Annotated in this window: 26 protein-coding genes and 1 pseudogene; 12 read left to right on the forward strand and 15 right to left on the reverse strand. The window is 54.9% G+C overall.

All coding sequences use genetic code 11. From position 1 onward, the window contains the following. Window positions 1-5: 5 nt before the first annotated feature. The 4 genes from Q0835_RS06830 to Q0835_RS06845 form a co-directional block, all read right to left on the reverse strand. A complete protein-coding gene (locus Q0835_RS06830; protein WP_298959652.1) occupies window positions 6-953 on the reverse strand; it encodes an MBL fold metallo-hydrolase in 948 nt (315 codons plus the stop codon). Then, the gene (locus Q0835_RS06835; RefSeq protein WP_298959655.1) at window positions 953-1,867 is read right to left on the reverse strand and encodes an MBL fold metallo-hydrolase; all 915 of its coding nucleotides are present in this window, start codon (window positions 1,865-1,867) and stop codon (window positions 953-955) included. The genes Q0835_RS06830 and Q0835_RS06835 overlap by 1 nt, the downstream gene beginning before the upstream one ends. Window positions 1,868-2,152: 285 nt before the next feature. Beyond that, on the reverse strand, window positions 2,153-3,346 hold the full coding sequence (locus Q0835_RS06840; protein ID WP_298819228.1) for a GlxA family transcriptional regulator: 1,194 nt from the start codon (window positions 3,344-3,346) through the stop codon (window positions 2,153-2,155). Between the two features lie 344 nt (window positions 3,347-3,690). Then, window positions 3,691-4,704, reverse strand: a complete 1,014-nt coding sequence (locus Q0835_RS06845) for a LacI family DNA-binding transcriptional regulator (protein WP_298959657.1) — start codon at window positions 4,702-4,704, stop codon at window positions 3,691-3,693. Between the two features lie 108 nt (window positions 4,705-4,812). Here Q0835_RS06845 and Q0835_RS06850 point away from each other — a divergent pair, with 108 nt between their 5' ends. From Q0835_RS06850 to Q0835_RS06865, 4 genes are all read left to right on the forward strand, one after another. After that, entirely contained in the window at window positions 4,813-7,140 is a 2,328-nt protein-coding gene (locus Q0835_RS06850; RefSeq protein ID WP_298959659.1) for an aminomethyltransferase family protein, read from the forward strand. A gap of 33 nt (window positions 7,141-7,173) precedes the next feature. After that, a complete protein-coding gene (locus tag Q0835_RS06855) occupies window positions 7,174-8,145 on the forward strand; it encodes a glycine betaine ABC transporter substrate-binding protein (protein WP_298819235.1) in 972 nt (323 codons plus the stop codon). Between the two features lie 73 nt (window positions 8,146-8,218). Continuing rightward, window positions 8,219-9,268: a glycine betaine/L-proline ABC transporter ATP-binding protein gene (locus Q0835_RS06860; RefSeq protein ID WP_298819238.1), complete on the forward strand. Its 1,050-nt coding sequence runs from the start codon at window positions 8,219-8,221 to the stop codon at window positions 9,266-9,268. 10 nt (window positions 9,269-9,278) lie between these two features. Further along, window positions 9,279-10,799: an ABC transporter permease subunit gene (locus tag Q0835_RS06865; RefSeq protein WP_298959662.1), complete on the forward strand. Its 1,521-nt coding sequence runs from the start codon at window positions 9,279-9,281 to the stop codon at window positions 10,797-10,799. Window positions 10,800-10,963: 164 nt separating this feature from the next. Here Q0835_RS06865 and Q0835_RS06870 read toward each other — a convergent pair. Next, window positions 10,964-11,139 (reverse strand): annotated as a pseudogene (locus Q0835_RS06870) (LysE family translocator); the annotation flags it as partial. A gap of 347 nt (window positions 11,140-11,486) precedes the next feature. On the opposite strand from Q0835_RS06870, the gene Q0835_RS06875 reads away from it, so the two are divergent. Continuing rightward, on the forward strand, window positions 11,487-12,266 hold the full coding sequence (locus Q0835_RS06875; RefSeq protein ID WP_298819242.1) for a hypothetical protein: 780 nt from the start codon (window positions 11,487-11,489) through the stop codon (window positions 12,264-12,266). A gap of 353 nt (window positions 12,267-12,619) precedes the next feature. On the opposite strand, the gene Q0835_RS06880 is transcribed toward Q0835_RS06875, so the two are convergent. The 8 genes from Q0835_RS06880 to Q0835_RS06915 all read right to left on the reverse strand — a co-directional run bounded on the left by Q0835_RS06880 (window position 12,620) and on the right by Q0835_RS06915 (window position 18,077). Beyond that, window positions 12,620-12,883: a hypothetical protein gene (locus Q0835_RS06880; RefSeq protein ID WP_152500882.1), complete on the reverse strand. Its 264-nt coding sequence runs from the start codon at window positions 12,881-12,883 to the stop codon at window positions 12,620-12,622. Beyond that, complete coding sequence (locus Q0835_RS06885) at window positions 12,880-13,344, reverse strand: hypothetical protein (RefSeq protein ID WP_298819246.1); 465 nt, start codon at window positions 13,342-13,344, stop codon at window positions 12,880-12,882. Before Q0835_RS06885 ends, Q0835_RS06880 begins: the two co-directional genes overlap by 4 nt. A gap of 206 nt (window positions 13,345-13,550) precedes the next feature. Next, window positions 13,551-14,126, reverse strand: a complete 576-nt coding sequence (locus Q0835_RS06890; protein ID WP_298959664.1) for a dihydrofolate reductase family protein — start codon at window positions 14,124-14,126, stop codon at window positions 13,551-13,553. Then, window positions 14,123-14,581 (reverse strand): SRPBCC domain-containing protein, encoded by a 459-nt coding sequence (locus tag Q0835_RS06895; protein WP_298959667.1) that lies wholly within the window; start codon window positions 14,579-14,581, stop codon window positions 14,123-14,125. Before Q0835_RS06895 ends, Q0835_RS06890 begins: the two co-directional genes overlap by 4 nt. After that, window positions 14,578-14,952, reverse strand: coding sequence for a metalloregulator ArsR/SmtB family transcription factor (locus tag Q0835_RS06900; RefSeq protein WP_298959668.1), 375 nt, complete (start codon window positions 14,950-14,952; stop codon window positions 14,578-14,580). Before Q0835_RS06900 ends, Q0835_RS06895 begins: the two co-directional genes overlap by 4 nt. 183 nt (window positions 14,953-15,135) lie before the next feature. Further along, the gene (locus tag Q0835_RS06905; protein WP_298959671.1) at window positions 15,136-16,194 is read right to left on the reverse strand and encodes an MBL fold metallo-hydrolase; all 1,059 of its coding nucleotides are present in this window, start codon (window positions 16,192-16,194) and stop codon (window positions 15,136-15,138) included. 125 nt (window positions 16,195-16,319) lie between these two features. After that, window positions 16,320-17,594 (reverse strand): malonyl-CoA decarboxylase, encoded by a 1,275-nt coding sequence (locus tag Q0835_RS06910; RefSeq protein ID WP_298819256.1) that lies wholly within the window; start codon window positions 17,592-17,594, stop codon window positions 16,320-16,322. A 96-nt stretch (window positions 17,595-17,690) separates the two neighbouring features. Next, window positions 17,691-18,077 carry a YciI family protein gene (locus Q0835_RS06915; RefSeq protein WP_298959673.1) on the reverse strand — a complete coding sequence of 129 codons (387 nt, stop codon included), beginning with the start codon at window positions 18,075-18,077 and terminating at the stop codon, window positions 17,691-17,693. Between the two features lie 104 nt (window positions 18,078-18,181). Here Q0835_RS06915 and Q0835_RS06920 point away from each other — a divergent pair, with 104 nt between their 5' ends. From Q0835_RS06920 to Q0835_RS06950, 7 genes are read left to right on the forward strand one after another with little or no spacing between them, the layout of a single operon-like run. Beyond that, entirely contained in the window at window positions 18,182-19,063 is an 882-nt protein-coding gene (locus Q0835_RS06920) for a fumarylacetoacetate hydrolase family protein (protein ID WP_298959675.1), read from the forward strand. Continuing rightward, the gene (locus Q0835_RS06925) at window positions 19,060-19,740 is read left to right on the forward strand and encodes a malonic semialdehyde reductase (RefSeq protein WP_298819262.1); all 681 of its coding nucleotides are present in this window, start codon (window positions 19,060-19,062) and stop codon (window positions 19,738-19,740) included. The genes Q0835_RS06920 and Q0835_RS06925 overlap by 4 nt, the downstream gene beginning before the upstream one ends. A gap of 10 nt (window positions 19,741-19,750) precedes the next feature. Beyond that, complete coding sequence (locus Q0835_RS06930) at window positions 19,751-20,206, forward strand: OsmC family protein (protein ID WP_298959678.1); 456 nt, start codon at window positions 19,751-19,753, stop codon at window positions 20,204-20,206. Between the two features lie 30 nt (window positions 20,207-20,236). Continuing rightward, window positions 20,237-21,322: a C4-dicarboxylate TRAP transporter substrate-binding protein gene (locus Q0835_RS06935; RefSeq protein WP_298819266.1), complete on the forward strand. Its 1,086-nt coding sequence runs from the start codon at window positions 20,237-20,239 to the stop codon at window positions 21,320-21,322. A 30-nt stretch (window positions 21,323-21,352) separates the two neighbouring features. Beyond that, entirely contained in the window at window positions 21,353-21,913 is a 561-nt protein-coding gene (locus tag Q0835_RS06940) for a TRAP transporter small permease (RefSeq protein ID WP_298959681.1), read from the forward strand. Then, window positions 21,910-23,217, forward strand: a complete 1,308-nt coding sequence (locus tag Q0835_RS06945; RefSeq protein ID WP_298959685.1) for a TRAP transporter large permease — start codon at window positions 21,910-21,912, stop codon at window positions 23,215-23,217. The genes Q0835_RS06940 and Q0835_RS06945 overlap by 4 nt, the downstream gene beginning before the upstream one ends. 10 nt (window positions 23,218-23,227) lie before the next feature. Continuing rightward, the gene (locus Q0835_RS06950) at window positions 23,228-24,097 is read left to right on the forward strand and encodes a dioxygenase (RefSeq protein WP_298959688.1); all 870 of its coding nucleotides are present in this window, start codon (window positions 23,228-23,230) and stop codon (window positions 24,095-24,097) included. 155 nt (window positions 24,098-24,252) lie between these two features. On the opposite strand, the gene Q0835_RS06955 is transcribed toward Q0835_RS06950, so the two are convergent. Next, the gene (locus tag Q0835_RS06955) at window positions 24,253-24,933 is read right to left on the reverse strand and encodes a GntR family transcriptional regulator (RefSeq protein WP_298959691.1); all 681 of its coding nucleotides are present in this window, start codon (window positions 24,931-24,933) and stop codon (window positions 24,253-24,255) included. 124 nt (window positions 24,934-25,057) lie between these two features. After that, window positions 25,058-26,128 carry a M48 family metallopeptidase gene (locus Q0835_RS06960; protein ID WP_298959694.1) on the reverse strand — a complete coding sequence of 357 codons (1,071 nt, stop codon included), beginning with the start codon at window positions 26,126-26,128 and terminating at the stop codon, window positions 25,058-25,060. Between the last annotated feature and the right edge of the window lie 39 nt (window positions 26,129-26,167).

A 26,167-nucleotide genomic window follows, 5' to 3' on the forward strand; every position in this document is an offset into this window, starting at 1 on the left:
CCGGACTATTCAAACTCCATCTGTTCATAGACACGGCCGGCGTTTTTTGTCGCAAGTTCTTCATACGTGTCCAGATGCGCATAGGGTGACTGGTCCACATAGTAGGCGTCGGCCAGGTCGCCGCCTTCTTCAAGATGGTCGCCGATCTTGCCGCGCAGGTAGATCAGGTAATCACGGGTGTAGCGGCGGACCTGCGCCATGTTGGTCGGGTGGCCGTGACCCGGTATGACATAAGTGGCATTCAGTGCCTCAAATCCGCTTTCCCAGGTTTCCAGCCAGTCCGCGACAACCGTGTCCTCAAAAATCGGCAGCATGCGCTCGTGGAATGCCATGTCGCCCGCGATGACAAGGCTCTGTTCCGGCAACCAGACTTGCGTGTCGCCAGGTCCGTGTGCCGGGCCCAGATGCAGAACCTCGATGCGGAACGCACCCATTTCGATGATGCGTGTGTCTTCAAAGGTTTCGGTTGGCGGAGCGACAAAGGTGCCTTCGGCCTTGTCCCGGTTATACCTTTTCATGCTTTCGAGGATCTGGTTGCCGCGCTCCTCGATTTCATGGGCAGCGTCGACATGCGCAAGAATGGGTACGCCTTGCTCCGACCAATAGGAGTTGCCGAGCATTGCATGCCCCTGGCCGTTTTCATCAATAACGAGTTTTACCGGCTGGTCGGTGACGGCTTTGATTTCCTGATGGAGAGCTTCGGCAAGAATGTAAGCTGCTCCGCCGTTGACGACGATCACTCCATCGCCGGTAACGATGAAGCTCAAATTGTTGTTGTGACCGGAGTTTTCGTAAGTTGGCGGAGCGGTGGCGCCAATGGCCGACCAGACATGAGGTATCACCTCGACCGGCTTTGAATAGAGCGCTGATCCCGGATACTGGTCGGGAATGTCTTCGCTGGCGTGCGCTGAAATCGCTAGACAAAGTGAGATTACCAGTCCGATTGCACGCATTAGAAAGCCTCCGGTAAAAAGCGGTATCCCTTGGCGTCATGTTCTACACGCCCCATGCCGCCACCCGGCAAGTGAAAGCCGACAATCTTGAGGTCGTCGGCAATGATCCGGTCCAGAAGCGCTATGCGTGTCGAGGCAGCGACCTCGGCGTCCTGATCGGAACCACTCGGCCATTCCGGCTTCATGAATGCAACATGGTGATTGCCGATGGCGTCTCCGACGACCAGCGCAGCTTCAGTTCCGCTTCGGACCTCGAAACTCATATGCCCCGGCGTGTGACCGGGCGTTGAAACGGCCTGAATGCCCGGCAAGACTTCCTGGCCTCCGTCAAAGAATTCGACCGAGTCCTCAATGGCTTCGAAGCGGCGTTTTGCGCCGACAGCCATCGCAGCCCGCGCTTCCCCTATCGTGTCGACCGTTTCCGGGGCCCACCAGTAGTCCCACTCGGCGCGGCCGATCATATATGTTGCGTCATAAAACAGAGGTTCGTCGAATTCATCCAGCAACCCCCAGATATGATCCGGATGGGCGTGCGTGAAAATGACGTGGGTGATATCTTCCGGCGCAACGCCAGCCAGTTCCAGACCTTCCAGAAGCTTGCCTGCCGAGGGCTGGAAATCTGGGCCCGAGCCAACGTCGAACAAGACAGTTTTGTCTCCATCCCGGTAAAGGGAAACGTTGCAATCCGGTTTCAATGTTGCCTCGGAAATACCGGCCTTCTGCAAAAGAGGTGCGAGTTCGTCCCAGGGCATTGGCTCAAAGACAAAACTGCCCGGTAAGGTCAGATGTCCGTCGCTAACCGTCGTCAAAACTCCGTTTCCGATGGAGAGCTCAGCTTTCGCCAGTTGTGCAAACTGAAGGGACACAGGCAATGCGGCACAGCCTGAAAGAAAGGCACGTCGGGACAGGGGCATCTCTTAAAAAACCTCTATTTAAATTCTTATATTTGAATATGTATGAAATACGGTGTCTGCACAAGCTCAAATGACGGGAAGAAATTCAAAGGCATCCCCGGCAGAAAGCCCTGTTCCTGACGGGACACAGTCGTGGAACCCTATGAGATGGAACGCGAATTTGACCCTGGTAAAGGTTCAGTCTGAAATGGAACGCCGCAGAAAGGAGGCGGCATGTGAACTCGCTTGCGGACCACTCTTTGATACCGCAAATTTGCTGCCAAGAGACTGAGTCTAATGGCGCAGTCAGGTCAGTTCCGGGCTGAGGTCGATCTTGGAAAACGTACCGGCAGCCGAAATACTGCCATTTGCCAATGAGCGTTCGTCTGCCCTTGAAATCTGAGTTTTTTTCCGGCGCTCCCGCGGAGAAAGCCCGTATTTTTCCCTGTAAACGCGGGCAAAGTGGGCCTGGTCGACAAACCCGGTAGAAAAGGCAACCTGCGCCACTGCCATCCTGGTTTTGCGCAGCAATTCGTCAGCCTTGTGAAGACGGATATCCATGTAGTAGCGCATCACGCCGATACCGAGATCCGACTTGAAATTGCGCTGCAGCTTGCGAGAGCTGACACCGGCCAGCATGGCCATTTGATCAAGTGTCAGAAGATCGGTGACATGGCTTTCCATCAGTTCAACGGCAGCGGTGACGCAGCTGTTGACGCCTGTGTTGCTGCCCAGATACCTGGATCTGAGCGGTTCGTCCTGGCCTCGCATGCCACTGTGCACGAGCCAGTCGCTGACCTTGCCGGCAAGTTCAGCGCCTTGTTCCGATTTAACGATCGCTAGCATCATATCCAAAGAGGCAACCCCGCCAGCACAGGTGTACCGGTTGCGGTCGATCACAAACAAACGCTGTTCCAGATAATAGGTATCGGAGAGGGCATTGAGCTCCTCGAAGTGCTCCCAATGGACCGTGAAACGCCGCTCGTTCATCAAACCGGCTTTTGCCAAAAGCGCTCCGCCTCCGGAGATACCACCCAGATCCACGCCATGTGCAGCGAGTTTGCGCAGTTGGGCAAAAAGACCAGCGTTTTCGGCATCGCCCAGGTTGCTGCCGGCGACGACAAGAAGCAGATCCACCTGATTGGTCAGAATGCCGAGAGGCTCGGTTTCAAAGTAGGCGCCGCAAGTTGCGCGCGCCTTGCCGGCGTTGTGCGAGTAGTAGGTCACGCTGAAAAGGTCTGACCCACTCAGGAGATTTGCCGCCCTAAGCGGTTCGGTCGCCGAGGCGACGGACATCAACGCATAGCCGTCGACGAGCAGAAGCCCGATCTTTCGATGCTGTTTTTCACTTTTTGTGCCAAATTCGTCCTTGGTGGACTTGCCTTGGGGGCTCTTCGTCAGAGCACAATTTTTTCGCAAGGAAACCTGCGTTTGGTTGCCATGACCTTCTCTCAATTCGATTTCGTGGCTGTGGATCGGATTCAGAAAGGCTTCATTCATGTCATGACACCAGTCGTTCTTTGCGCGGAGCGGAACTCTCCACTGTCAGAGCCAAATGGGTCCTGCTTGTGCCCGGCGGCTCGCTATTCTCTTTCATCATCTTATGCGTTCTAAAAACCGAATGGGCGCATTTCTGCGGTTTCAACGACATCGGTCTTTCAACACGAAGATCTGTGTGTGAAAATTTCTTCAATAATTTCACGCGATGAGATGAAAAAATCAACCAATTTTTCATTTCGCATACGTGCGCTCTCGGCAATTTGATCTCGTATATGCCTGGAACGGACATTTTCCCGACGTTGGCACAAATGCAAATTTGAGCATAGAACCACAATCCGCCATGACTAGATTCCAGTTCTGGCGCGGGTGGATTCCCGGATCACCAGATCGGTTTCGAAAAGCCGTTCAGAGGGCCTTTTGCCGTTTTCGATCCATTCTGAAATGGCAGTTGCGGTCGCATGACCCATGCGGACGACCGGAAGATGCACCGTCGTGAGGGCAGGGAAGGTATGAGCCGATCCGGGCAGATCGTCGATCCCGATGACCGATATGTCATCCGGGACTGCAACTTCCTGGCGCTTCAATTCATACAGAACGCCGGTCGCCAGAACATCTGAGAGGCACAAGATTGCCGTTGGCCTGTCTTCAAGGGAAAGGATTTTGTTTGCTGCTTCGCAGCCGTCTTCTATGGACAGGTCCGCCTCGAAAAAACTCATGCGCGCGGTGTCGTGCCCCTCAAGACCCTCGAGACGGGCAAGCGTACGGTCGTTGCTGGTCAGGGAACCGTGGACGACCGCAATCGCCGAATGGCCGAGCGACAGAAGATATTCAAGGGCTATCCTGCCTGCACCGGCGTTGTCATAACCGATTGTTGGGAGAAGGAAGTCCGGATCGAAATAGGATGTCGCGACAGCTGGTAGTTGGCAGCGCTCAATGAGTTCAAACAGTTCAGGCTCATGTGTGATCCCCGAGACGATCAGTCCTTCCGCGCCGATGTCGACCAGCGTTTGCGCCTTTAGCGCCTCGACGGAGGCATCACCATTGGTCGTGGCCACAACGAGCGACAAGCGATATTCGGATAGCTTCTGTTCCAAAGCTGCCAGATAGCGCGCAAAAATCGCATGGTCGAGGGTCGGGACCAATGCGCCGACGACCCTTGAGCGTCCCGAGTTGATGGCGCGTGCAGCTGCACTCGGAACAAATCGGAGTTCGGTGATTGCAGCATTGACGACTGCCTTGGTTTTTTCAGCAACGCTGTCGGGCGAATTCAGGACACGGGAAACAGTCGCAACAGAAACATTTGCCAGTTTTGCAACGTCCCTGAGATTGGCGCGTTTGCGGTATTTGGGATTGTCCATGCGCCTCCGAAACTGCCTGAATTCAAATTCTGCAACAAGAGAGACTTGACATATGTGATGGGTCTTAACAAGCTATGTAACTAGTTACATATGGCGGAAATGCTTAATATGCGCAGCCAGGCAGTACTTTACGCGTTCAATAACGTTGGCCATGAGACGCCGGGGAGAAAGTTTCCCGGCTTCAGGAAACCGACGCAGACCAGAACTTATGTGCTGTCTCCGCGCGAGGCAGTTCACCTGAAGGTGCTTCCCGGCGATCTCCTGTCCTTTGACGGTTTTGCCGGTGCCGGTGATCTTCAGATTGTCGCCTTTTCCGAGACCGGAGACGAAGCGCTCGCAGTGCTTGGGCTATCAGCGTCTTCTGAGCTCGATATTCAAAGTTTTGACAACGCGGAATTTTGCGGCTGGGTCGCGGCCCAAGGCGGTGGAGAGCGACTGTCTTTTGGCGCTCATCTTCCAAAGGCATCCGTTGAGCCCATGATCTTGAAAGCCGAAAAGGCTGCAGACATCTGGTTGGTGAGGCCTGCAAGCACGAATGACCTGATCAGCGGCGCAGCCGGCGGCGTCCTGTCCGTCAGTCACGCTCCTGCAGCTCCGGTCGGGCGACCGTTGCCCTTGCCGCTCGGCGACGTCCGAGAAGAATTCACGGTGCACCGGGGAACAGGTGTCGCCTATGAGCTGCGAGAAGGCGAGATCGTCCAGATCATCGATATAGAAGGACAGCAGTGCTCCGACTTCATGGCGTTCCGTTCCGACGGCCTTGATGGCGGTCAGGAATGGATGATCGACAGCACCGCAACACGCTCGATGGTGAGACGTTCCTACCCTGAGCCTGGACTGTTCGACAAATTCTACGATCGCGAAATGCGTCCTATGCTGAATGTGGTGCAAGACACATGCGGGCGTCACGACACATTTGGACTCGCATGCACGGGTCGCGGGTACGAGGAGCGTGGCTTTCCCGGCCATGTGAACTGTTCTGACAACATGTCCAATGCGCTGGCTCGTTATGGGGTTGGGCGCAGGTCGGCATGGCCTGCCATCAATTTCTTCTGGAACACCTGGGTCGACCCACATCACCACACCATCCAGACAGAAGAATCTCATTCGCGCCCCGGCGACTACGTCGCCATGAAGGCGATGGCCGATATGGTTTGCGTATCAACCGCCTGCCCGGATGACATAGACCCGATCAACGGGTGGAACCCGACTGATATTCACGTGCGTATTTATAGGCCCGATCAACCGATCCGTAGGGCAGTGGCCTATCGCGAAAAGGAAGATGCTCCGATGACAATCAGTCAGAACTCCGCATTTCATGAGCGGTTGACGTGTCTGACGCAGCAATTCGCACCTGCAAGAAATCTCTGGGCTCCTGTCAGTTTTCCCTCCCATGGCACACTCGGCGAATACTGGGCCTGCCGGGAAGTGGTCACGGTTCAGGACATGAGCGGACTGCGCAAATACGACATCATCGGACCGGATGCTGCAAAGCTGATGCAGCTTGCCACCACGCGCAACGTTGAAAAGCTCGCAGTCTGGCGCGCGTATTATACCTTGATGTGTGATGACAGCGGAACCGTCATCGACGATGGGACACTGTTGCGGCTCGGCCCGGAACTGTTCCGTTGGTGCTGCGGATCGGAAGAAAGCGCTCGCACCCTTGAGGCGTTGGCGCGGGACCGCGAATTGCATGTCCGTATTCAGGACAATCGTGATGCCTTGCCCAACCTTGCTCTGCAAGGGCCCAAGTCGCGGGATTTATTGCAAAAGATCGTCTTCACCCAACCGCACGTCCCTTCGCTGGACCAAATGAAATGGTTCGGCCTTACCGTTGCCCGGCTGAACGACCGTGAAGGTGCGCCGTTCCTGCTGTCACGCACCGGCTATACCGGCGAACTCGGGTACGAAATCTTCTGTGCCAAGTCCGATGCGATCGAAATCTGGGACGCGGTCATGGCTGCCGGTGAAGAATTCGGCATAACCCCGATGGGAACCGCGGCCCTGGAAATTATTCGGATCGAAGCCGGGCTCGCAGCCCGCAATGCCGAATTTGCGCCGGGTATCGATGCCTATGAAGCCGGTTTGGGCTTTGCGGTGGACCTCAAAAAAGAAGACTTCACCGGGAAAGATGCACTTGAGAGAAATGCCCGTGAACCGCGCCGGGTGCTGAAGGGCCTCTTGATCGACAGCGACGATGTGCCGTCACACGGGGCTCCAGTTTATGCCGGCGAGCGACAGGTTGGTGTTGTGACTTCCGCAACGCGGTCACCGACGCTGGAGCATGCGATTGCCATGGCTCGGATTGCTGTTGAACACGCCGAAACCGGAACAGAACTTGAAATCGGCCAGCTTGACGGACGCATGAAGCGTCTTGGTGCTGCGGTTTCCGACATCCCTTTCATAGACCCGCAGCGAAAGCGGGCACGCGCCTGAGAGCGTACACAAAACCTACCAGAGGAACGAAAGATGAAATACGGAACGAAATCATTATTAGCGGCCACATTGATCATCGGCCTCGGCACTTCCGGTGCGAATTCGCAGGACAAAGTCATGGTGGGCGAGCCCAGCTGGCCAGGAGCCAAGATCATGGCCAACCTGATCGGCCAGGTCATCGAAAAACGGCTCGGTGGTGAGGTCGGATATGCTCCGGGAGCCAATGCAGTCATTTTCGCCGCGATGGATGGTGGTCGTGGCGACATAGACGTGCACCCAGATGTCTGGCTGCCGAACCAGTCTTCGTTCACGGACGAGTATGTCGATCAGAAGGGAACCGTTGCCCTTTCGGCCGGCAGCTATTCCGGCAAGACGGGGTTCTGCACACCGACCTATATGGCTGAAGAGCACAACATCAAATCCGTCTTTGATCTTGCCACTCCGGACGCCCAGGGGCTGTTCGATGGCGACGGCGACGGAACCGGAGAAATCTGGGTGGGTGCTTCCGGATGGGCGTCGACAAACGTGCACAAGGTCAAGGTGCGGGACTATGGCATCGAGACATTTCTGGCGCCGACAACCGAAGACGAAACCGTCTTTTATGCTCGTCTGAAAGACGCGGTCGATCAGAAGAAAGGTGTTGTGTTCTATTGCTATAAGCCGCACTACGTGCACGCGCTTTACGACGTCACCATGCTTGAAGAACCCGAGCATGATCCGGAGCAGTTCACGATCATTCAGCCGGACCAGGACGCCGACTGGTACAACAAGTCGAAGATCACGACTGGTGATCTCGTCAAGACCGTCAAGGTTGCCTATTCAAAGTCGCTTGACGAAAGAAATCCGGCGGCAGCGCAGTTCCTTGCCAACATCAGTATGGATGCGGATCACCTTTCGCAGCTGACTTATGAAGTCGTGGTCAAGGGCGGCGAGATCGATGAAGTCGTTGCCGCCTGGATTGATGGGAATGGTGAAGTTGTCGATGGCTGGCTCGGCCTGAACTAACACTCCCACAGGTCACGCCCTGGTGCCGGTTGGCGCCGGGGCTGCGCCTCCTTTTTGGAAAAAGGAGACAGGTGTGTCTGACGATATCGCAATCGATGCAAGGTCTGTTTGGAAAGTGTTTGGGGGGCGGGCCGAAGAAGCTCTGCGCGCCATTCATGCCGAGGGCCTGTCAAAAGCTGAAGTTCTTGAAAAATACGACTGTGTGGTCGGTGTCGCTGATGCGACCTTCCAGATCAACCGGGGTGAACTTTTCTGTATCATGGGGTTGTCCGGGTCCGGTAAGTCGACCTTGGTGCGCCACGTAAACCGGCTATTGGAACCCACAGCCGGTCACATCCTGGTCAATGGCCAGGACGTGGTTGAGATGAACCCCGCTGAACTTCGCCGGTTGCGAAATCACAGGGTCGCCATGGTGTTTCAGAATTTCGGTCTGATGCCCCACCGAACCGTGCGTGACAATGTTGCCATGCCCCTGGAAATCCGTGGCACCGGCAAAGCACGCCGCTGGGAAGAGGCTGACAGGGTCCTGGACCTGGTCGATTTGAGCGGCTGGGAAGACAAGTACGCGCATGAACTGTCGGGCGGCATGCAGCAGCGTGTCGGGCTGGCGCGCGCCATTGCCTCCGACCCGGATATTCTGTTGATGGACGAACCCTTCTCAGCACTTGATCCGCTCATTCGCAAGCAGTTGCAGGATCAGTTCATGGAGCTGAGTGCGAAGCTGAACAAAACGACCATGTTCATCACTCACGACCTCGATGAAGCCATTCGGATTGGCAACAGGATTGCCATCATGAAGGACGGTCAGATTGTCCAGATCGGTACGCCGGAAGAAATCATTCTCAATCCGGCAGACGATTACGTCGCAGATTTTGTTGCCGGCATTTCCAAGCTCAACATGATTTTCGCCCATGCGGTCATGAAACCGGTTGCCGAGTTCGAGGCCAAAAACGGCCCGATACCGGAAGGCGCTGGCACGGCACACCCGGACATGGATCTGAACGATCTGATTTCGATCTGCACGGAAGGAGCCGGGGTCGTCCGGGTCAAGGAAAACGGACAGGACCTTGGGGTCATCGACCAGTCGGGGCTTCTGCGAGCTATCCAGAGCAGTCAGGCATGAGGGGCATATCATGAGCGTTGTCGATGAAAATGATATCAGGCCTGAAACCGCTGACAGGCTGAACACGTTGATTGCCACATTCGTTGGCACCGGGCAGGACTATTACCAGCGTACCTTTGCCGTGATGATGATGGCGCCGGGCTATTGCTTCACTCTCAATTTTGCAGCCGGGTTGCTCGGTCCGATCTGGTTTGGTGCTCGAGGATTGTGGTCCTGGTTCCTGGGATTTCTGGTCCTTGAGACCTTTGCCTACATTCAAATCGGCCTCGGTCTGTTTGGAGATCTGGGAGGGTCACTCAGAGAACGGGCTGCTCAGATTGCGCAAACGCTGGATCTGCGGCAGCAGCAAATTGCCGCTGCGGAAAAGTCAGGCGCGTCGTCGCTTGAAAGCCTTAAACGGGCAGCCAGTTCCCTGGAGACAGCATTGGCGGACGCGCAGGCTGCGGCCGCTGCAGCTGATTCCAGCGGTCTGATCTACCTTGCCTTTGGCCTTGTTGTTCTAATCGGGATCAAGTTTTTAAGCGCATCGTTGGCAAACTGGACACTTGAAGAGCAATTCACAAGGTGGCGCTCGGATCAGAGCGTGGCGAGCGGCTGGTCTGTCCAAAGGCTTGCGGTTGCCACAGCACTGACCATTGCCGTCGTCGTGTTGTCGGTGATCAGGTTTGCCCAGCCGGACGCCATCGCAGCCCTTGCCACTTTCCCGACGGATCGCAATTGGCGACTGGGTGTGGGTGACGGCGTGCAGACGGTTTTTGATTGGACCAAGACTGTTGGGAGGGGCTTTTTCGACAGTCTGACCTTTGGCATGCGCACGCTGCTGGACGGTATTGAGGTTGTTCTTGTCGGTACGCCTTGGCCGGTTGTTGCCCTTGTCATCATCATGCTGGCTTACCTATCGGCCGGGCCACGGGTTGCAATCTTCACAGGTGCTGCGCTTGCCTATCTCGGTCTGCTCGATTTTTGGGAAAAGGCCATGACCACGATCGCGCTTCTCGGCGCGGCGGCCCTGATATCGATCAGCCTTGGTATCCCGCTTGGGATCTATTGTGCACGCAGGCCAAGGGTCTTCGGTGTCATTCGTCCGATCCTGGATTTCATGCAGTCCATGCCGTCCTTTGTGTATCTGATCCCGGTTGTGGCCTTTATCGGTTCAGGCAAGCCGGCAGGCGTTGTCGCCACAATGATCTTCGGGAGCCCGCCTGTTATCCGGTTTACGGTTCTTGGGCTTCAGCAGGTGCCAGAAACAGTGCGTGAAGCTGCGCTCGCCTTTGGTGCGACCCCCCGCTACCTTCTTTGGCGTGTTGACCTGCCGCTGGCGCGCAGAACGATCATGGCAGGCGTGAACCAGACAATCCTCCTATCGCTTGCAATGGTCGTCGTGGCATCGCTTATCGGTGCCAAAGGCCTTGGCGAGGATGTCCTGGAAGCTCTGCAATATGCAGCCGCAGGGCAGGGTATCCTCGCCGGGCTTGCGATCCTGTTCTGTGCGCTCATCCTCGATCGTATTGTGGTTGGCGGACGGAGCTAGGCCAGCACTGAAGGTTGAAAGGGCGCTAACGAAATTTCAGCGAGCGGGTCACCTCGCTCGCTGAACCATTTGAGAAGCCAACAGCCCCATCGATCGCTTGCTGGACATTGTTTCCGGAAGTGTCTCTTTTCATGTCCGGGAAAGAGCCTTGGGCCGCCCTGAAACAGAGCAAGCAAAGCAAAGAGAATACCTCCAGCACCCCTACCGAGCGCTGCCGCCTGACCATCCCCGCGTGAGTTGGTAATCGAGATACGGGAAACCAGGACAAAGCTTGGACCCGGGCTCATTGCCCCAGAAAGATGGTTCCCAAAATACTGAAAAGCGCGATGAAGGTCGTCATGCGCGCTCAATGGTTTGTGCCCAACAAACCTGGCCCTGCGCAATGTGTCGGTCAAACCCGGCATCCTGGCTCTGATCGCGACGGCCTCAATGAGGATCTGCCTTTAATCAGGCAAAGGTCTGTTAATGTTGATCATCGGTATTTACCACAAGGTTCATTGATACTGGTATTTCTGGCGCCCCTAGACGTATTTTGTTTATTGCATGAGGCGACGCAGATACCGTGGAAAACGATCCGCTGTCATTTGCTGCCATATTGCAGCTTTAGCGGTCATTCAAGTTGCACGTCCGAAGCAGCGGGGTTGTTCTCTCTTGGACAAGTTAGCGTAACAGTTACCTGGTGGGCATATGGTCAAACTGAGATCCGAGGTCGATCCCATACGTTTGAAGCGCGCCTGGGGTGCGATCGATAGCGCGTTTGCAAAGCAAGGTCTTACGCTGCACCGGGGGCACGACTTCGATCAGATCGACAGAATGGCCGAACGCAGTGGGTTAAAGGTTCTCGAGGCACATTTTTCTCCGCGAACACAGACATTCTCCAGCGGTCGGGCGTTCTGGCTTGGGGTGACGGATGTGAAGGACAAACTGGTTGGCAGAGTGTGCGCACGCCTTGACCAGATCCGTCCTCCACAAACGCTGGCGGACTATTGGCGCAAGCATTTTTATCGCTGCTTTCCGGCAGAAACCGGCGGACAGGTCGAGCTGGCAGAAGAGCAGCCACGCTTTGCTGAAAAGATCACCGGGGACACGGTCTATATGGGGGGCACGGAAGTGCGTCCGGAATGGCAGAACTCGCATCTCGGCGGCATGCTTAACCGCATCGCGCAGATTGAAGCGCTCGATGAATGGGACGCGGATTTTTACTACGGCTGGATGGAAAAGCGTGTTTTCAAGGACGGATTTCTAAGGTCGTGTGGCTTCACGCGCCTGCATGCAAATGCGGTGCGCTGGCAGGCCGGTGGACCCATCCCGATTGATAACGACCTGTACCTGGCCGGAAACGAGCGTGATGATGTTCTGGATATGATAGACCAGATCCTGAGTGCTCCTCCAAAAGCCATAGAAGACAGAATATCCGCTCAAAGCCTCCCGGCGTCCGAAACTTCAAAACCAGCCGCTCAAGAGTAAGGTCGGGTGTGTCTTCGCCCATCATGTCGCCGGTGCGCTGAATGTCGTACCAGGGCTCTCCACGAATGGCTGCATGATACCCGGGTGCCACTTTCCGCCGATAGTCCAGTGGCAAAGACGTCGGTTGGTCGGACGGCGGCAAATAGTTTCGGAATGTCGAATCTTTTCCAATGAGCGTGACCGGGGGCACGTCGTCGGGAATAAGGTCCGGACGGAACAGCATCAGCTTCTTGGAAAGATGCGTGACCTGGCTGTCCTGCAGGTAGAAACCTTCGTTTTGACGCCAAAACTTGTAGAGAAATTGTGCTTCGTCACCTGCGGCGCCGCTTTCGACCCGGTCCAGTGATAGCTTCTTAACAAAGGAATTCATGTTCTCCGCCCTCGTTAAAAGGCAAGGTTGGCCGATAGCCGTTTTCGATCGCATGTTCGAAGATTTCGCGTTCCGCCAGTTCTGCCAGGTGCCGGCGTTCACTGTCACTCAGGTCTGTGACCTTGTCGTGATCGAATTCGTTCATGCAGTAAAAGTCCAGAATGTAAAGACAGTCATACTGGGCTGCGATGTGAAAGAGCTGCAGGAATGTCAATTGCTCCGCAGTAAAGTCTGCGTTGTTGTTCATGTAAGGTCCTTAATTTCCAAAGCCTCAGGCGTGCCCTGGACAGTCTTTAGAATGTGAAATGTCTGCTCCAGGCGCTCAAACGCGTTTGCACGCAAGGCGGCCGGCTTTCTGTTTTCCAGATCGCAGACGCGGTTATATGCAAAATCAAATAGCTTCTTTGTATCTGTTGGGCGTGCCGGCCCGTCGGAATTGTCATTCACGGGAACAGATGTGTTGTCTGCTGGCCTGACGGTCTTGGGCAGCGGAATGCCAAGTCCCTGATGCAACAGAAGTAGTTCGACCGCTTGCAAACGCTGATGGCCGTTTTTCAATTTCCATAGCTTTGAACTGCTTATCCCAAGTAGGGTATTGATTTGCTTATCGGAATGCTCGGCCAAAATTGCCAGAAACCAGTCGTGGACGAGCTGTTCCAGGTTCTGGACCGCCTCGGATTCGGCGTCTGTCTCAACTTGTAGCGACACGTGCGAGTTCCTGTGTCTAGAATCGATATTTCGAATTTGGTGTAATTTTGTCTAAAATAGACACGGGTTTTCAGAAAAAGCAACGCAACGTTTCTGTGATCGTGACTTAGAGTTCGAAACAATGCTTCAATGGTTAACGAGAAGGCCGTCGTTTCAAGGCGAGATTCAGTCTGCGATTTGTAAGTTTAAATCGGCGGTCTTGTTGCTCAGCGTTCATAAATACTCATGACAACGCCCGACTGGGTGGCTTCCAGTTTCTTGAGCGTAAATCCACTCAAGGAGCCCGTTTCCTGGAAAAGACGTTTGCCGGATCCGGCAACGACCGGAAATGTCCAAAGCCGAAATTCGTCTATCAGGTCGTGCCGGGCCAGCAGCTGGATAAGTTGCCAGCTGCCATGTACCTGGAGCAAAGGCCCGGTTGATGCCTTCAGTCTTCTGATCGCTGTCACCGGATCGCCGTTCAGTTTTCGAGAATTCGACCAGGTCAACTCATCCATTGTTGTTGTTGCGACATACTTCCTAGCTGCATTCATGATACGGGCAGGGGTGCTGTCCTCCGCTTCCGGCCAGTGGCCGGCAAAAAGCTGATAGGTCTTTCGCCCGAACAGCATGTCATAGGTCTCGTTCATGGCCTCGCGCTGCACCTGTTCCATGACGTCTTGCCAGAAGGGCGCTGCCCAACCGCCTGCCTTAAAACCGCCTGATCGATCTTCATCGGGTGAACTGGGCGACTGCATCACGCCGTCCATCGTTACAAAGGTCAGAATTGCCAGTTTTCTCATGTCGCAGGTCCTTCGATTAAGACGTCGGTTAAAACGTCCAACGTGCTTTCCCAGCCCTCCTGGTGCACCGTGCAGGCCATGTCGTTGGGAATGCCTTCATGTACAATTTTGACTTCGGTGGCCCCGCCGGATTGTTCGAAGTGAAATGTGACGCGCATTGGTACTCCCGCGAGCGGGTCGGGAGCTTCCCAAACCCAGGTCATCCTGATTGCCTGGTCTCGCTCTATTTCTTCGAAAGTGCCCCTGACTACGGGTCTCCTTCCGTCGGGCAATAGCCAGGCCAGGCGATAGGTGCCGCCAATGCGAAATTCGTAAGTCAAAATCTCGACAGGTGTGTCCCGGTTTGGTTTGAACCATCTGGCAAGCGCGGAAGGATCGGCAAATGCTGCAAAAATCCGGCTGCAAGGGGCCGCAATTATCCGGCTGACGATCAACGGAATCTGGGGTTCCATCATTCTGTGACCTCGTCTTTTCGGTCCATTGACTGAAGCTCTGGTTGCGCTTCGGTAACGAAACATTCCAGGTTCTGAAGGGCACCTTCCCAGAACGTTCGATGCCGTGAAATCCAGTCTTCTGCCTGTTTCATGCTATCGGCGACAAGGTGGAAATGGTGGACGCGCCCGTTGACCTCCCGGCGAACAAGACCGGCGCTTTCAAGCACCTTCAAGTGTTTGGAGATTGTTGGTTGTGCGGCGCTGAATGGTGCACGCAGCTCTCCGGCGGACAAAGCTCCGCGGCTTGCAAGCATTGAAATCATCTCGCGTCGGGTTCCATCCCCCAGAGCATGGAAGGCACGGTCGAGGTTGTTTTGATAATGTATAGCCATATGGCTATATTATAGAAGCTGCTCAGTGCGTCAAGACCAGAGCGCCGCAATTGCAATCGGTAGGCCCTGAAGCTGGAAGGCACGCGTTCTCATCCGGAACGACGTGCCGTGGTGGGAGCTGATTGATCGAGAAGGAAATGGGCCTCGGCGCGAGTGCGTCCGAGGCCGATCTGAGACATCGGTTCAGTTGGAGGACGTCAACATCACGGAGGCGAGATCCTGACCAACGGTGGTTTCTCCTTCAAAACCACTCTTTGAAACCGCATCGCGGTAGTCGTCCTCGCTCAGCGCGCCGTTGGGCAGTTTATAGGGGCCCTGACGTGGTGCGCCGACTGGAGGGATCAGATGGGTCAGCATCAAGTGTTTGGCACCGGCCCGCTTGGCGAGATGGCCAAGATCGGTGGCATTGCTTTGCCTGAAGAATATCGGAGGTGGAAAACCTGTACCGCCGTCAGGACCCATCACAGGATGAATTGTCGAATGGACTACGATGTCCGCACCTGCTGCAAGCTTTTCAACCTGATCAGAGGTGGAGGTCTGGCGGGGGGGCTTGCGTATGTCGTTACCGGCATCTCCGCCTATGACCACACTGCCGGCTGGCGTGTCGACACGATAGGATGCATGTCCGGCAATGTGAGTCGAGCGAATGGCGCTGACCGACACATCGCCTTTCGACCAGACTTCCTTTGCCTCATCTGCCGGTTTGAAGTCCTTGACGGTAATAAGTTCGGCCGGTCCGCCGGGCAAGCGTTTCTTGTTTTCTGCAAGGCGTTGTGCGATCTCGCCGGACTGGATCAGAGAAACGCCGATATGTTTGGCAAAGCGTGCGCAGCTCAATGAAAAGCCGAGCGGCGATTTCGTCTCCTCACTACAGACAAGGTCGACTTTCGGGCCACCGGAATTGAAATGCCAGCGCAATTGCATCATGTCGGCAAGACCTTCGGTGTGGTCTGAGTGCAGGTGCGTCAGAAAAACCGCATCGAGCTGGCCTACGGGTACACCGGCTTGACTGAGGCGCTGTGTGGTGCCGCGCCCGGTGTCGAACTGCAACCGAACGTCATTGCATTTGTTTTCAACCGAACCGAATTGCACGAGCGTTCCAGCGCCTGCCTGCCCCTTGAATACAGGTGGCCCACCTTGTGTCCCGGTGAGGGTTACTTTCAGGCAGCTTTCTGCCTGAGCGCCTGTGGCAACAAGCAGGCATGCACCGAAGAAAACGGCACCAACCAGTTTCCGTGTCATGTTCACCTCCCATCGATTTATGATTTATTATTCTAATAATATCGATTTTAAGTTTGTATGCAATATTACATCGACAACGCGCGGTGCCGTCGCTACGGAAAGGTGAAGGATTTCAGGGATTGCCGTTAGGCAGCCGGTACTTGGTCCTGATTGCTCAAGTCCTGCTTTCTGGCTGAGCCATCCAACGAACGAATTTCCGAACTCGCTGCGATCTCCTGTCGCGTGGCAAAGCCTTCGTGGTTCTGAGGAACTTTGGCAAGGTCATATAGATAATTGACCATAACGCCAGCCGACTGGGATGTGCCCTTTTCGGAAAGATCAGCATCGGCATGAACTGCGTGAACAAGCGCGCCGTTGCCAAGGTGGAAGCGGGCGACAGGATCGAGCGGCAGGCCGTCCTTCCGTTTTGCAGACATAAGATAATGCGCGGCAAGCAGTTTGAGCTGCCTGGCGTCAGCTCCCTCGTATGAAATTCCCTCATGGGTCAGCCAGCGCGTGAGGCCAGGAATGGGTGACAGGGTCACAAAGGTCTTCAAATCCGGCAGCTCGGCGGCAAGATCCGTGGCCACTTGTTTGATTAAGGAATTGCCGAAAGAAATACCGGCGAGGCCTGCCTGACAGTTGGATATGGAATAGAAAACAGCTGTCCTTGCCTTTTCCGCCGTGATCGGTTCGCGGCCTTCTGCCAGCAAGTCCTGAACTGAACCTGGAATGTCGCTTGTCAGGGCCACTTCAACGAATATCAGGGGCTCGTCCGGCATGGATGGATGAAAGAACGCAAAGCATCTGCGATCGACCGGTGCGAGACGACGTCGCAGATCTTCCCAGCTACCGATTTCATGCACGGCCTCATAGGCAATGATCTTTTCAAGAATATGTGCAGGACTTTCCCAGCTGATCGGGCGAAGGACCAGAAAGCCCCGATTGAACCAGGACAAAAACAAATGACGAAAATCCTGGTCGAGTGCCTGTAGCTCGTGATCCGTTCCACCAAGCCGCAATAGATCCGCACGCATCTGAACCAGAATTTGCGTTGCCCCGGGTATCTGGTTCAAGCGGCGGATCAGTTCCTGGCGATCAGGTTCCACTGACGCCATGAAATCCCGATAGGTCTGTTTGCTTGGGCTGGCTTCATAAGCGTCCAGCGTTTCGCGCACCTGGTCCGGATCAATGTTCATGTCTCCGGCAAGATGATGGAAGAAGGTCAGCTTCCCCTCATCGGTCAGCTCCTGGTATCGCAACAGGATCTGGTCGGCAATTGTGAGCCCGGTGACATCACCCGTTGCGCCGACAAGCGCTTCAATGAGGTCCTCAAGCGAACGGCCGTCCAATTGCGCAGTTGGTCCTCTGAAATACCGGCGCTCAAAGATTGTCGACAGCAAATCGCCAAGAATGGTCATGGGCGGCTCCGATCGTCTGACGGCTCTGTTTAATAAGATAGGGGCGTTGAGGCAGCGCCGACACTCCCCCAAAAAGGCAATGCCTCCTCCTGGGTGTCAGGAGAAGCTGACCTTCTTGCCGGACAAACCAACGGAAATCGTGAAACTGCCTTCATTGATCAGCCATCGGCGAATGGTGAAGGTTCTGACACCGCGCTTGTGCATTGGATCATTCTCGGCAAGCGCTTTTGCATCTTCAAGTGACGCTGCCCGATAAATGATCATGCCTTCGCCATTCATATCTTCACCTGTCGCGTCAGACACCGGTCCGGCAAAAACCAGTTTCCCATCCTGTTCGAGCTCGGCCTGATATGCCAGGTGGTCCGGCAGTGTGCCCGGCAGGTCGACATCCGGTCCAGCTGGTACGGAATTCACAACAAAGAGCTCAAGTGCGAGCGCTCCGCGATCCTTGGCAATACGCTTGTAGTCTGCCCATTTTGGCATGATAGGTCTCCTTCTTTCTGGCACTTTAAAAAAATCGATATTATTTGACAATCTTTAAGATAGTCGTCAAAGTATCAAAAATTACAGAAACACCGAGGCGTATAATGCGGTTTATTGTAGGGACAGGTTTGTCGGGGCAGGGTGTCTTTCTCGTCGATGGGGATTGGGCCTGGAACCTGACGGCGATTGACGGACGGGTTGGCACGGATCTGAGGCCGCTGATCGAAGGATTGGTGGATCTGGACAGCCTTGCAGGGCAAAAGAACAAGGTGGACGCTGAGCCGGTCACTTCCTTGACGCCTGGACTTCCGGTCACCCGCCCCGGCAAGATTATCTGCCTTGGTCTTAATTATGTCGACCACATCAAGGAAGGCGGCTACGACGTGCCGGTCTATCCGGCGCTCTTCATGCGGTGCAACACATCCATGATCCCAGCCGGTGCGCCTATGGTCCGCCCGTCGTGCTCCGAACAGCTCGACTATGAGGCGGAGCTGATGGTGATCATCGGCAAGGGCGGCAAGCATATCAGCGAAAAAGACGCCCTCGATTATGTGTTTGGCTATACGATTTTCAATGATGGATCGGTGCGGGAATACCAACGCAAGACCCACCAGTGGACACCGGGCAAGAATTTCGACGCAACAGGGCCGATCGGTCCGGTCATCGTGACACCTGATGAGCTGCCGGAAGGCGCTGAAGGGCTCAAGATTGAGTCTCGTGTCGGTTCTGAAATACTGCAGAGCGCATCCACGTCGGACATGCTCTGGAGCGTTGCGCGCACGATTGCAACTGTCTCGGAATTCTCAACTCTCGAACCAGGAGATCTCCTGGCCATGGGAACACCTCCGGGTGTTGGGCATGCCAAGAAGCCGCCACGCTGGCTACGCCCGGGTGAAACCGTTGAGGTCGAGATCGAAGGTATCGGTGTTTGCGCAAATCCGATTGTCGCGGAAGAGGACCAAGTGACGACGGAGGCGGCTGAATGAACATGATGGCGTCCAAGGCTCCTTCAGGCGAAGCGCTCGCTAAACTGAGGGCGGAAGCGCAAGCAACGATAAGAGAGCTGCGTGACCGGATCGAGACGCTTGACAATGACAGCATCGATCTGATCCTGCGCACAGCCCGTTCGCATTATGCCTGGCAGGACAAGCCTGTTCCGCGAGAATTGCTGGAAATCATTTACGACATCACAGCTGCGGGCCCGACCAGCATGAACTCATGCCCGGCGCGTTTCTTCTTTGTCGAAACGGCCGAAGCCAAGCAGCGTCTGGCCAAGTCGCTGAAGGACAAGAACATCGACAAGATGATGTCTGCGCCGGTTTCCGTGATCATTGCGCATGACGTCGATTTCTGGAAAGAGCTGCCTTATCTTTTTCCTCATGAGGACCGGCGGCCACATTTCATGGACAAGCCGGAGCATTCCGAGGTGACTGCCTTTCGCAATGGAACCCTGCAGGGCGCTTATTTTATGATTGCGGCGCGTGCAGTTGGACTGGACGTTGGCGCCATGTCCGGGTTTTCCAATGCGATAGTCGATGAAGAATTCTTCTCGGGCACATCTCTGAAATCCAATTTCCTTTGCAATCTCGGTTATGCAGACGAAACGGCTCTGTTTCAGAAATTGCCAAGGCTGCCGTTCGACACGGCCTGTAAGTTTCTGTGAGGTTAAGTCTGTGGCCTTGAGGGAAAAAACAGTCGTCAAACTCCGGGTACAGGCAAATGGCCTGTCTCATTCGCGGACCGATATCGGCATTCGTGATGTCAGCTATTCGATTGATGAGCCGGTAGCACGTGGCGGGACCAATCTTGGACCTGCGCCGACCGAGGCAGCCCTAGGAGCACTGGCTGGGTGCACCAATGTCATCGGGCATAAATGCGCTGCGAAACTCGGCGTCGATATCGGTCACCTGGAAATAGAAATTACCTGCGAATTCGACCGCAGGGGCGTCACGCTGGAGGAAGAGATTGACGTTCCCTTCGTTGCATTGCGTCAGGTTGTGAGCGCCGATGGAAGTCTTTCAGAAGACGATCTTCGGCTGGTCGGCGATGAAGTCGCAAAATACTGTCCCTTGTCCAAACTGTTCGAACAGTCAGGGACCAAACTTGAGACGATCTGGCAAAAAGCCTGACGGTCTCGCTTTCTTTGGGAGGAGAATGCCATGATTGGAAAACTGACAAGACGGAGCGCCTTGGCGCTGGCTTTCCTGAGTGCAACAGCAGTTCCGTCCTTTGCGACGGAAACGATCAAGGCTGTGGTCATTGACGGATATCCGGCTAGAGCGCTTTGGGTGAAGGAGTTCACAAACTTCTTTATTCCGGAAGTCGATAAACGTCTTGCTGAAACCGGCAACTACAAGATGGATTGGCAGGAGAGCTATGGCGGTTCCATTGTCAAACCGAAGGGCGTGCTGGAAGGTGTGAAACTCGGGCTGGGCGACATCGGTATCGTCACGACGATTTTCCATTCCTCCAAGTTGCCAAGTCAGGCGCTTGCGGCCGTAACACCGTTCATTGCTCCCGATTCCCGGGCGGTTGCCAAAGCGGTGGATGAGATTGCCAAGGAATTCCCGACGATGCAGAAGGAATTCGAGGCACAAAACCAGGTTTATCTGGCAACCGGCGTAGTGCTTGATACCTATCAGCTGTTCTCCAAGGAACCGGTCAACTCGCTGAAGGATATCGAAGGCAGCAAGGTTGCAGGAGCCGGCATGAACCTGCGCTATCTTGAAGGCATCGAAGGTGCTGCAGGTGTACGTGGCGGTCTGACCGACTTTTACAACATGCTGCAGACCGGACTGGTCGACAATGCGATGCTTTGGCCGGAAGCTGCGAAAACATTCAAGATCGCGGAAGTGGCTCCATACATGCTGAAAGCCGACCTTGGTGCTGTGAATTCCAAGACGATCACGGTCAACAAGGACTATTGGGATGGCTTGCCGGACGAAGTGAAAAATGTCCTGCAGGACGTGGCTGTTGAATATCGCGACCATGTTGCCGGTATTGCCATGGACAGAGCCGATGCAAGCCGTTCGGCCTTTGTGGAGTCTGGCGGGACCGTCGTTGACTTGGACGCGGCTGAGCGGAAAAACTGGGCGGAAGCCATGCCGAACATTGCCGTCGAATGGGCCGCAGAGCTGGATTCCAAAGGTGAACCGGGCAGCGATATGCTGAAAGCTTATATGACGAAGCTGCAGGAAGCCGGGTACTCACCCGTCCGCGACTGGTCCGCAGAGCTTTCCCAGTAAAGCGCAGACTGCGCAAAGTGGAGCGCCAGAATGTTACGTCCAATTCTTTCTGGCGTTCGCGCCTTCTCCAAGCTTGCCAACTGGGTGGCCATGGGTGCCAACGCAGTTGGCACCCTCATCGTGCTCGCCCTTATCATGGTGGTGAATTACGACGTCGTCGCACGCGGTTTGTTCAATGCACCGTTTCGCGGCGCTGTCGAAGTCGTTCAGTTCTCCATGGTGCTGATTGTCTTCCTGCAACTGCCTGACGTTGTGAGAATGAACCGGCTCACCCGGTCGGACGGCTTTCTGACAATCCTTCAGGCAACCAGGCCGAAACTTGCTGAATCGATCAGGCGGATCATCAACTTTGCCTCAGCTGTGTTCATGACGCTGGTTGCCTATGCAATCTGGCCAGAATTTCTGGAAATGTACGAGACTCAGGACTATTTCGGCGTTCCGGGGATCTTCACAGCTCCCTGGTGGCCGCTGAAACTTGCCATATTCCTGAGTGCAGCTCTGTGCCTGATCTTGTTTGCTCTCAAGGCCCTGACCGGTGAGCGGTCCACCGACCCTGTCCGTTACACCAAACAGCCAGAGGATAACGCGTGAGCCCTTTTGAAATCGGCATACTGTCCGTCATCGCGATTGTCGTACTGGTCTATCTCGGTGTTTACATTCCGATCGCGCTTGGGCTGGTGTCCTTTGTCTCGATCGTCTTGATGCGGGACAATTTCGATCTTGCCGTCAATCTGCTCAAGATCGCGATTGGCGACAGTGTGATGGAATACACGTTCGCCACCGTTCCCCTGTTTACCTTCATGGGTCTGATTGTCTCCAAGGCCGGGCTTGGAGCCGACATTTATGCGGTGATGAATTCGGGCTTCAAGAAGGTCAAGGGTGGCATTGGCATGGCAACAGTCGGCGCCAATGCGGTCTTTGCTGCCGTGACCGGATCCTCGATCGCCTCGGCATCGGTGTTTTCAAAGGTCTCTGTGCCGCAAATGCTGGCCTATGACTATAACCCGCGCTTTGCCGTCGGCGTGGTGGCCGGGTCTTCGGTTTTGGGCATGATCATTCCGCCTTCGGCCATGCTGATCATCTATTCCTTTGTTGCCGAACAAAGTGTCGGCGACATGTTTCTGGCAGGCGTGGTGCCGGGACTTCTGCTGGCAGCTGCCTATGTGATCGCCATCTTTCTGATGGGCCGATTTGCACCCGCTTATGTGGGGGGACGGCCGGCGGAGGAAACCGAATGGATGTCGCCCTGGGAAATTGCGGAAAAGACCCTGCCGACGCTGTTTCTGATTTCCGTGGTTCTGGGGGGCATCTACACGGGTTGGTTCACGCCTGTTGAAGCCGGTGCCGCCGGTGCGCTTCTGGGCCTGGTTATCGCCGCCATCCGGCGCCGTCTGTCGTTGCAATCGCTTTGGAGCACGCTTCTTGAAACGGGCCATATCACGGCTTCCATCCTGTTTCTGATTACCGCCGCTTCGATCTACAGCCGCATGCTGGGCCTTGCTGGACTGCCGAATGAACTTGGCGACCTTTTGACCGAAACCCAGATGAGCTTTTTCTGGGTTATGGTCATCTACGTGGCGCTGATGATCTTCCTCGGCACTTTGTTGGACACAGCCTCAATCATCCTGATTGTCGTGCCGCTGTTTTTGCCTCTCGTCGAACCCATGGGACTGTCTCTGATCTGGTTCGGCATTGTCACCGTCGTTGGCGCCGAGATCGGTCTGCTGACACCGCCTCTTGGCATATCCTGCTTTGTCATCAAGGCAACGCTCAACGATCCGCGGATCTCCCTCAAGGATGTCTTTATCGGAGCGTTTCCCTTTGCAGTGGTGATGCTGATCGTCCTCATTATTCTGATCCGCTGGCCTTCTCTGAGCCTGGCCATACTGAACTAGGAGCTCTGTCATGCGTCACGTGACCAAGGACAACATTACTGACGTCTTCATGAGCTATTTCGGGCCCGACACGGATCCGAGATTGAAGGAAATTCTGAAGAGCCTCGTCACACATCTGCATGCCTTTGCAAAAGATACCAACCTGACCCACGCAGAATGGCAGAAAGGGATCGAGTTTCTTGAATGGGCAGGCGATATCTCGGACAAGGAGCGCCATGAATTTGTGCTCCTATCAGATGTTCTCGGACTATCGTCTCTGGTCGATATGCTTCATTCAAACCCGCAAGGCACGTCTTCAAGCGTGCTCGGACCGTTCCACATTACCGGTTCACCGCCGCTGGCAATTGGAGGAGATCTCAGGCAAGACTTCAACGAGCAGGTTCTGCTTGCCAAGGGAACCATTCGGGATGACAAGGGTCAACCGATCGAGGGTGCTGAACTCGACATCTGGCAAACGGCGCCAAATGGGCTTTACTCCAGTCAGGACCCTGATCAGGATACTTATTCCTTTCACGGCATTCAAACGACCGGCAAGGACGGACGATACGCTTTTACCACCGTCAAACCGGTAAGCTACACGGTTCCAAGTGACGGTCCGGTGGGCGACATATTAACGGCAAGCGGGCGGCACCCGTGGAGACCCTCGCATCTCCACTATATTGTCAAAGCGCCAGGTTTCCGGCCGCTCGTTACGGAGATCTTCCCCGACGACGATCCATACCTGGACCAGGACACGGTTTTTGGCGTACGTGCTGACCTCGTCATGACCTATGTCGAAGAAGCTGCCGGAACCTTTCCGGCGGAAGGCTTCGAGCTGTCCGGAAAAGTGGACGGACCGTATCTTGTGGCAGACTTCGATCTGGTGCTTGTTCGGGAATAGGGCTTTCAAAAGGCGGCATCAGGCTCAAACAGGACCCTGTGCAGTGAGCGCGGGTCAATGAGGCCTGCCGGCAGGAGGCGAGCATTTCAGCGTCGAGCCTCCGGGCGACCAAGCTGAAGAAACATACGGCAATATCACCGCTTTGCCTCTTGCGCTTATTCGGCTGCTTCGAGAGTAAAGTGCCTCTCCAGGAATGCGCCTGTTCGCTTGTAGTGATCCAGAAGCAGGGCGCAGGCTTCGTCCGCATCGCGATCGACTGCCGCGTTCATGATATCCTGATGCTCCTTGCCGATATCCCTCTTGGAATAGTTCAGCGCTTTGCCAGCTAGATACCGGTAGCGAATGTTGAGATCGTAAAGCTGGTTGCAGAACTTGAGCAGCACCGGCGAGTTGCATGCGCTGATGAGGTTCATGTGAAAAGCCTTATGAAGCTCCTCAAACCGCTCCACGTTGGCGCGCGGTTCGCGTATCATCCGGTGGTGGCTGATCACGAGCCGGTCTTCCCAAGCCTGATCTGCCACAGCCAGGCTTTCACGCATCGCCATCTCCTCAAGTTGGCAACGCAATTTCAGAATTTCGCTGAAGTTGTGCGGGCTGATTTCGGCGGTCCGGAAACCGCGCTGATCAAGGCGTTCCACCAGCAGGTCCGAAACCAGCAAGGTCAGCGCTTCGCGAATGGGAGATCCACCCATGTCGAGGATCTTGCGAAGATTCTCGATCTTCAGCTTCTGGCCAGGAGGCAGTTCTCCTACCAGGATCATTCGCCTGATGGACAAATAGGCGCGTTGCGTCGCAGAAGGCTCTTGTGCCGTATCAATGTGGGTTTGAATATTCATACCTGATAATATCGATATTATGGCTGTTGCGCCACTTTTAACTAGAAGTATTCCAGGTAAGGTCAAGCGAATTTGATAGGGAAATCGCCAATTTAAGCTATTGCATGCTGATTTTCAGTGCAGATCAGTTTTGAGCCTGATTCTCAATCAGAGTCTTGATGGCGGCTTTCCGGTCAACCATCCCGGGATGAGTGGAAAGAATATCGGTTCTCTCGCAGGATTCTCCGCAATCGGCGAGGACTTTGTCCAGGAGGCGCGTGACCGCGAGAGGATCTCTGCCTGATTTCAGCATCAGGTCGACGCTCACCCGGTCCGCATCGTGTTCGAACTCACGTGAATAGGCTCTGGATTGCAGAATGCCTGCCTGAGCGACCAATTCATCCAAGAGCTGACCGTCATCGCCTGTAACAGCGCCGACCAGCAGGTAAAAACCGGCAATTCGATAAATCTGTTGAAGAGAATGCTTTTCGGTGACATGTCCTATTTCGTGAGCAAGCACACCGGCCACTTCATCGAGTGTCTCGCTGAATTTGATAAGCTCATCTGTAACGACGATCGTCCCACCTGGCAGGGCAAATGCATTGGCGCCGAATACGCCACCTTTGCGAAACTCCAGTTTCATTCTGTCCGGTTCAAGGTCCGCGGTCTTCAGCAATTCCTCGAAGACAGTCTGATATTTTTGCCTTTCTTCGTCCGGCAATTCGGACGCAGAAAAGACGGACCTGTCGAGGGTCTGCAGAGTGCCGTAGTCGAGGATATCGGAATAAACAGTCGGAGTGACATGTGCCGCTGCCAGGGCGGCCAACGGCAAACCCCAACGATAGGCACTGAAGACGACGATAAGACACAGGACGAAGGCGGCTGCGGCCCATTTCAGTGAGCCTTCGAAACGGTTCAACTGGTCGACGAAACCGCCCTTGTGCCCGAAAAGCTCGTCAATACCGGCGTCGTCGTCGGTTTCGAAAACGGCTCCACCAGCGAAATAGACCTTCCTTGAAAGTCCATGAAGCTTGTCGCTGATACGGTCAAGTTCAAGCATTCTCGTGCTGGGCTGTCCATCGATATCGACAAGGATCAGCTCCCCGGTTTTTTTAATCTTTGCCGGGAGGCTTTTGGCCTCGCCGCTTTCGAAAAACTTGCCGTTTACTGTCTGCATGTTTGTTTGGTTGCCGGTCTGGTTTGGGTACGGGCTCATAAATCAATTCTATCAGGCATCAATCAGGCGCGGACATCC

This window comes from uncultured Roseibium sp., assembly GCF_947499295.1.
GTDB lineage: Bacteria > Pseudomonadota > Alphaproteobacteria > Rhizobiales > Stappiaceae > Roseibium.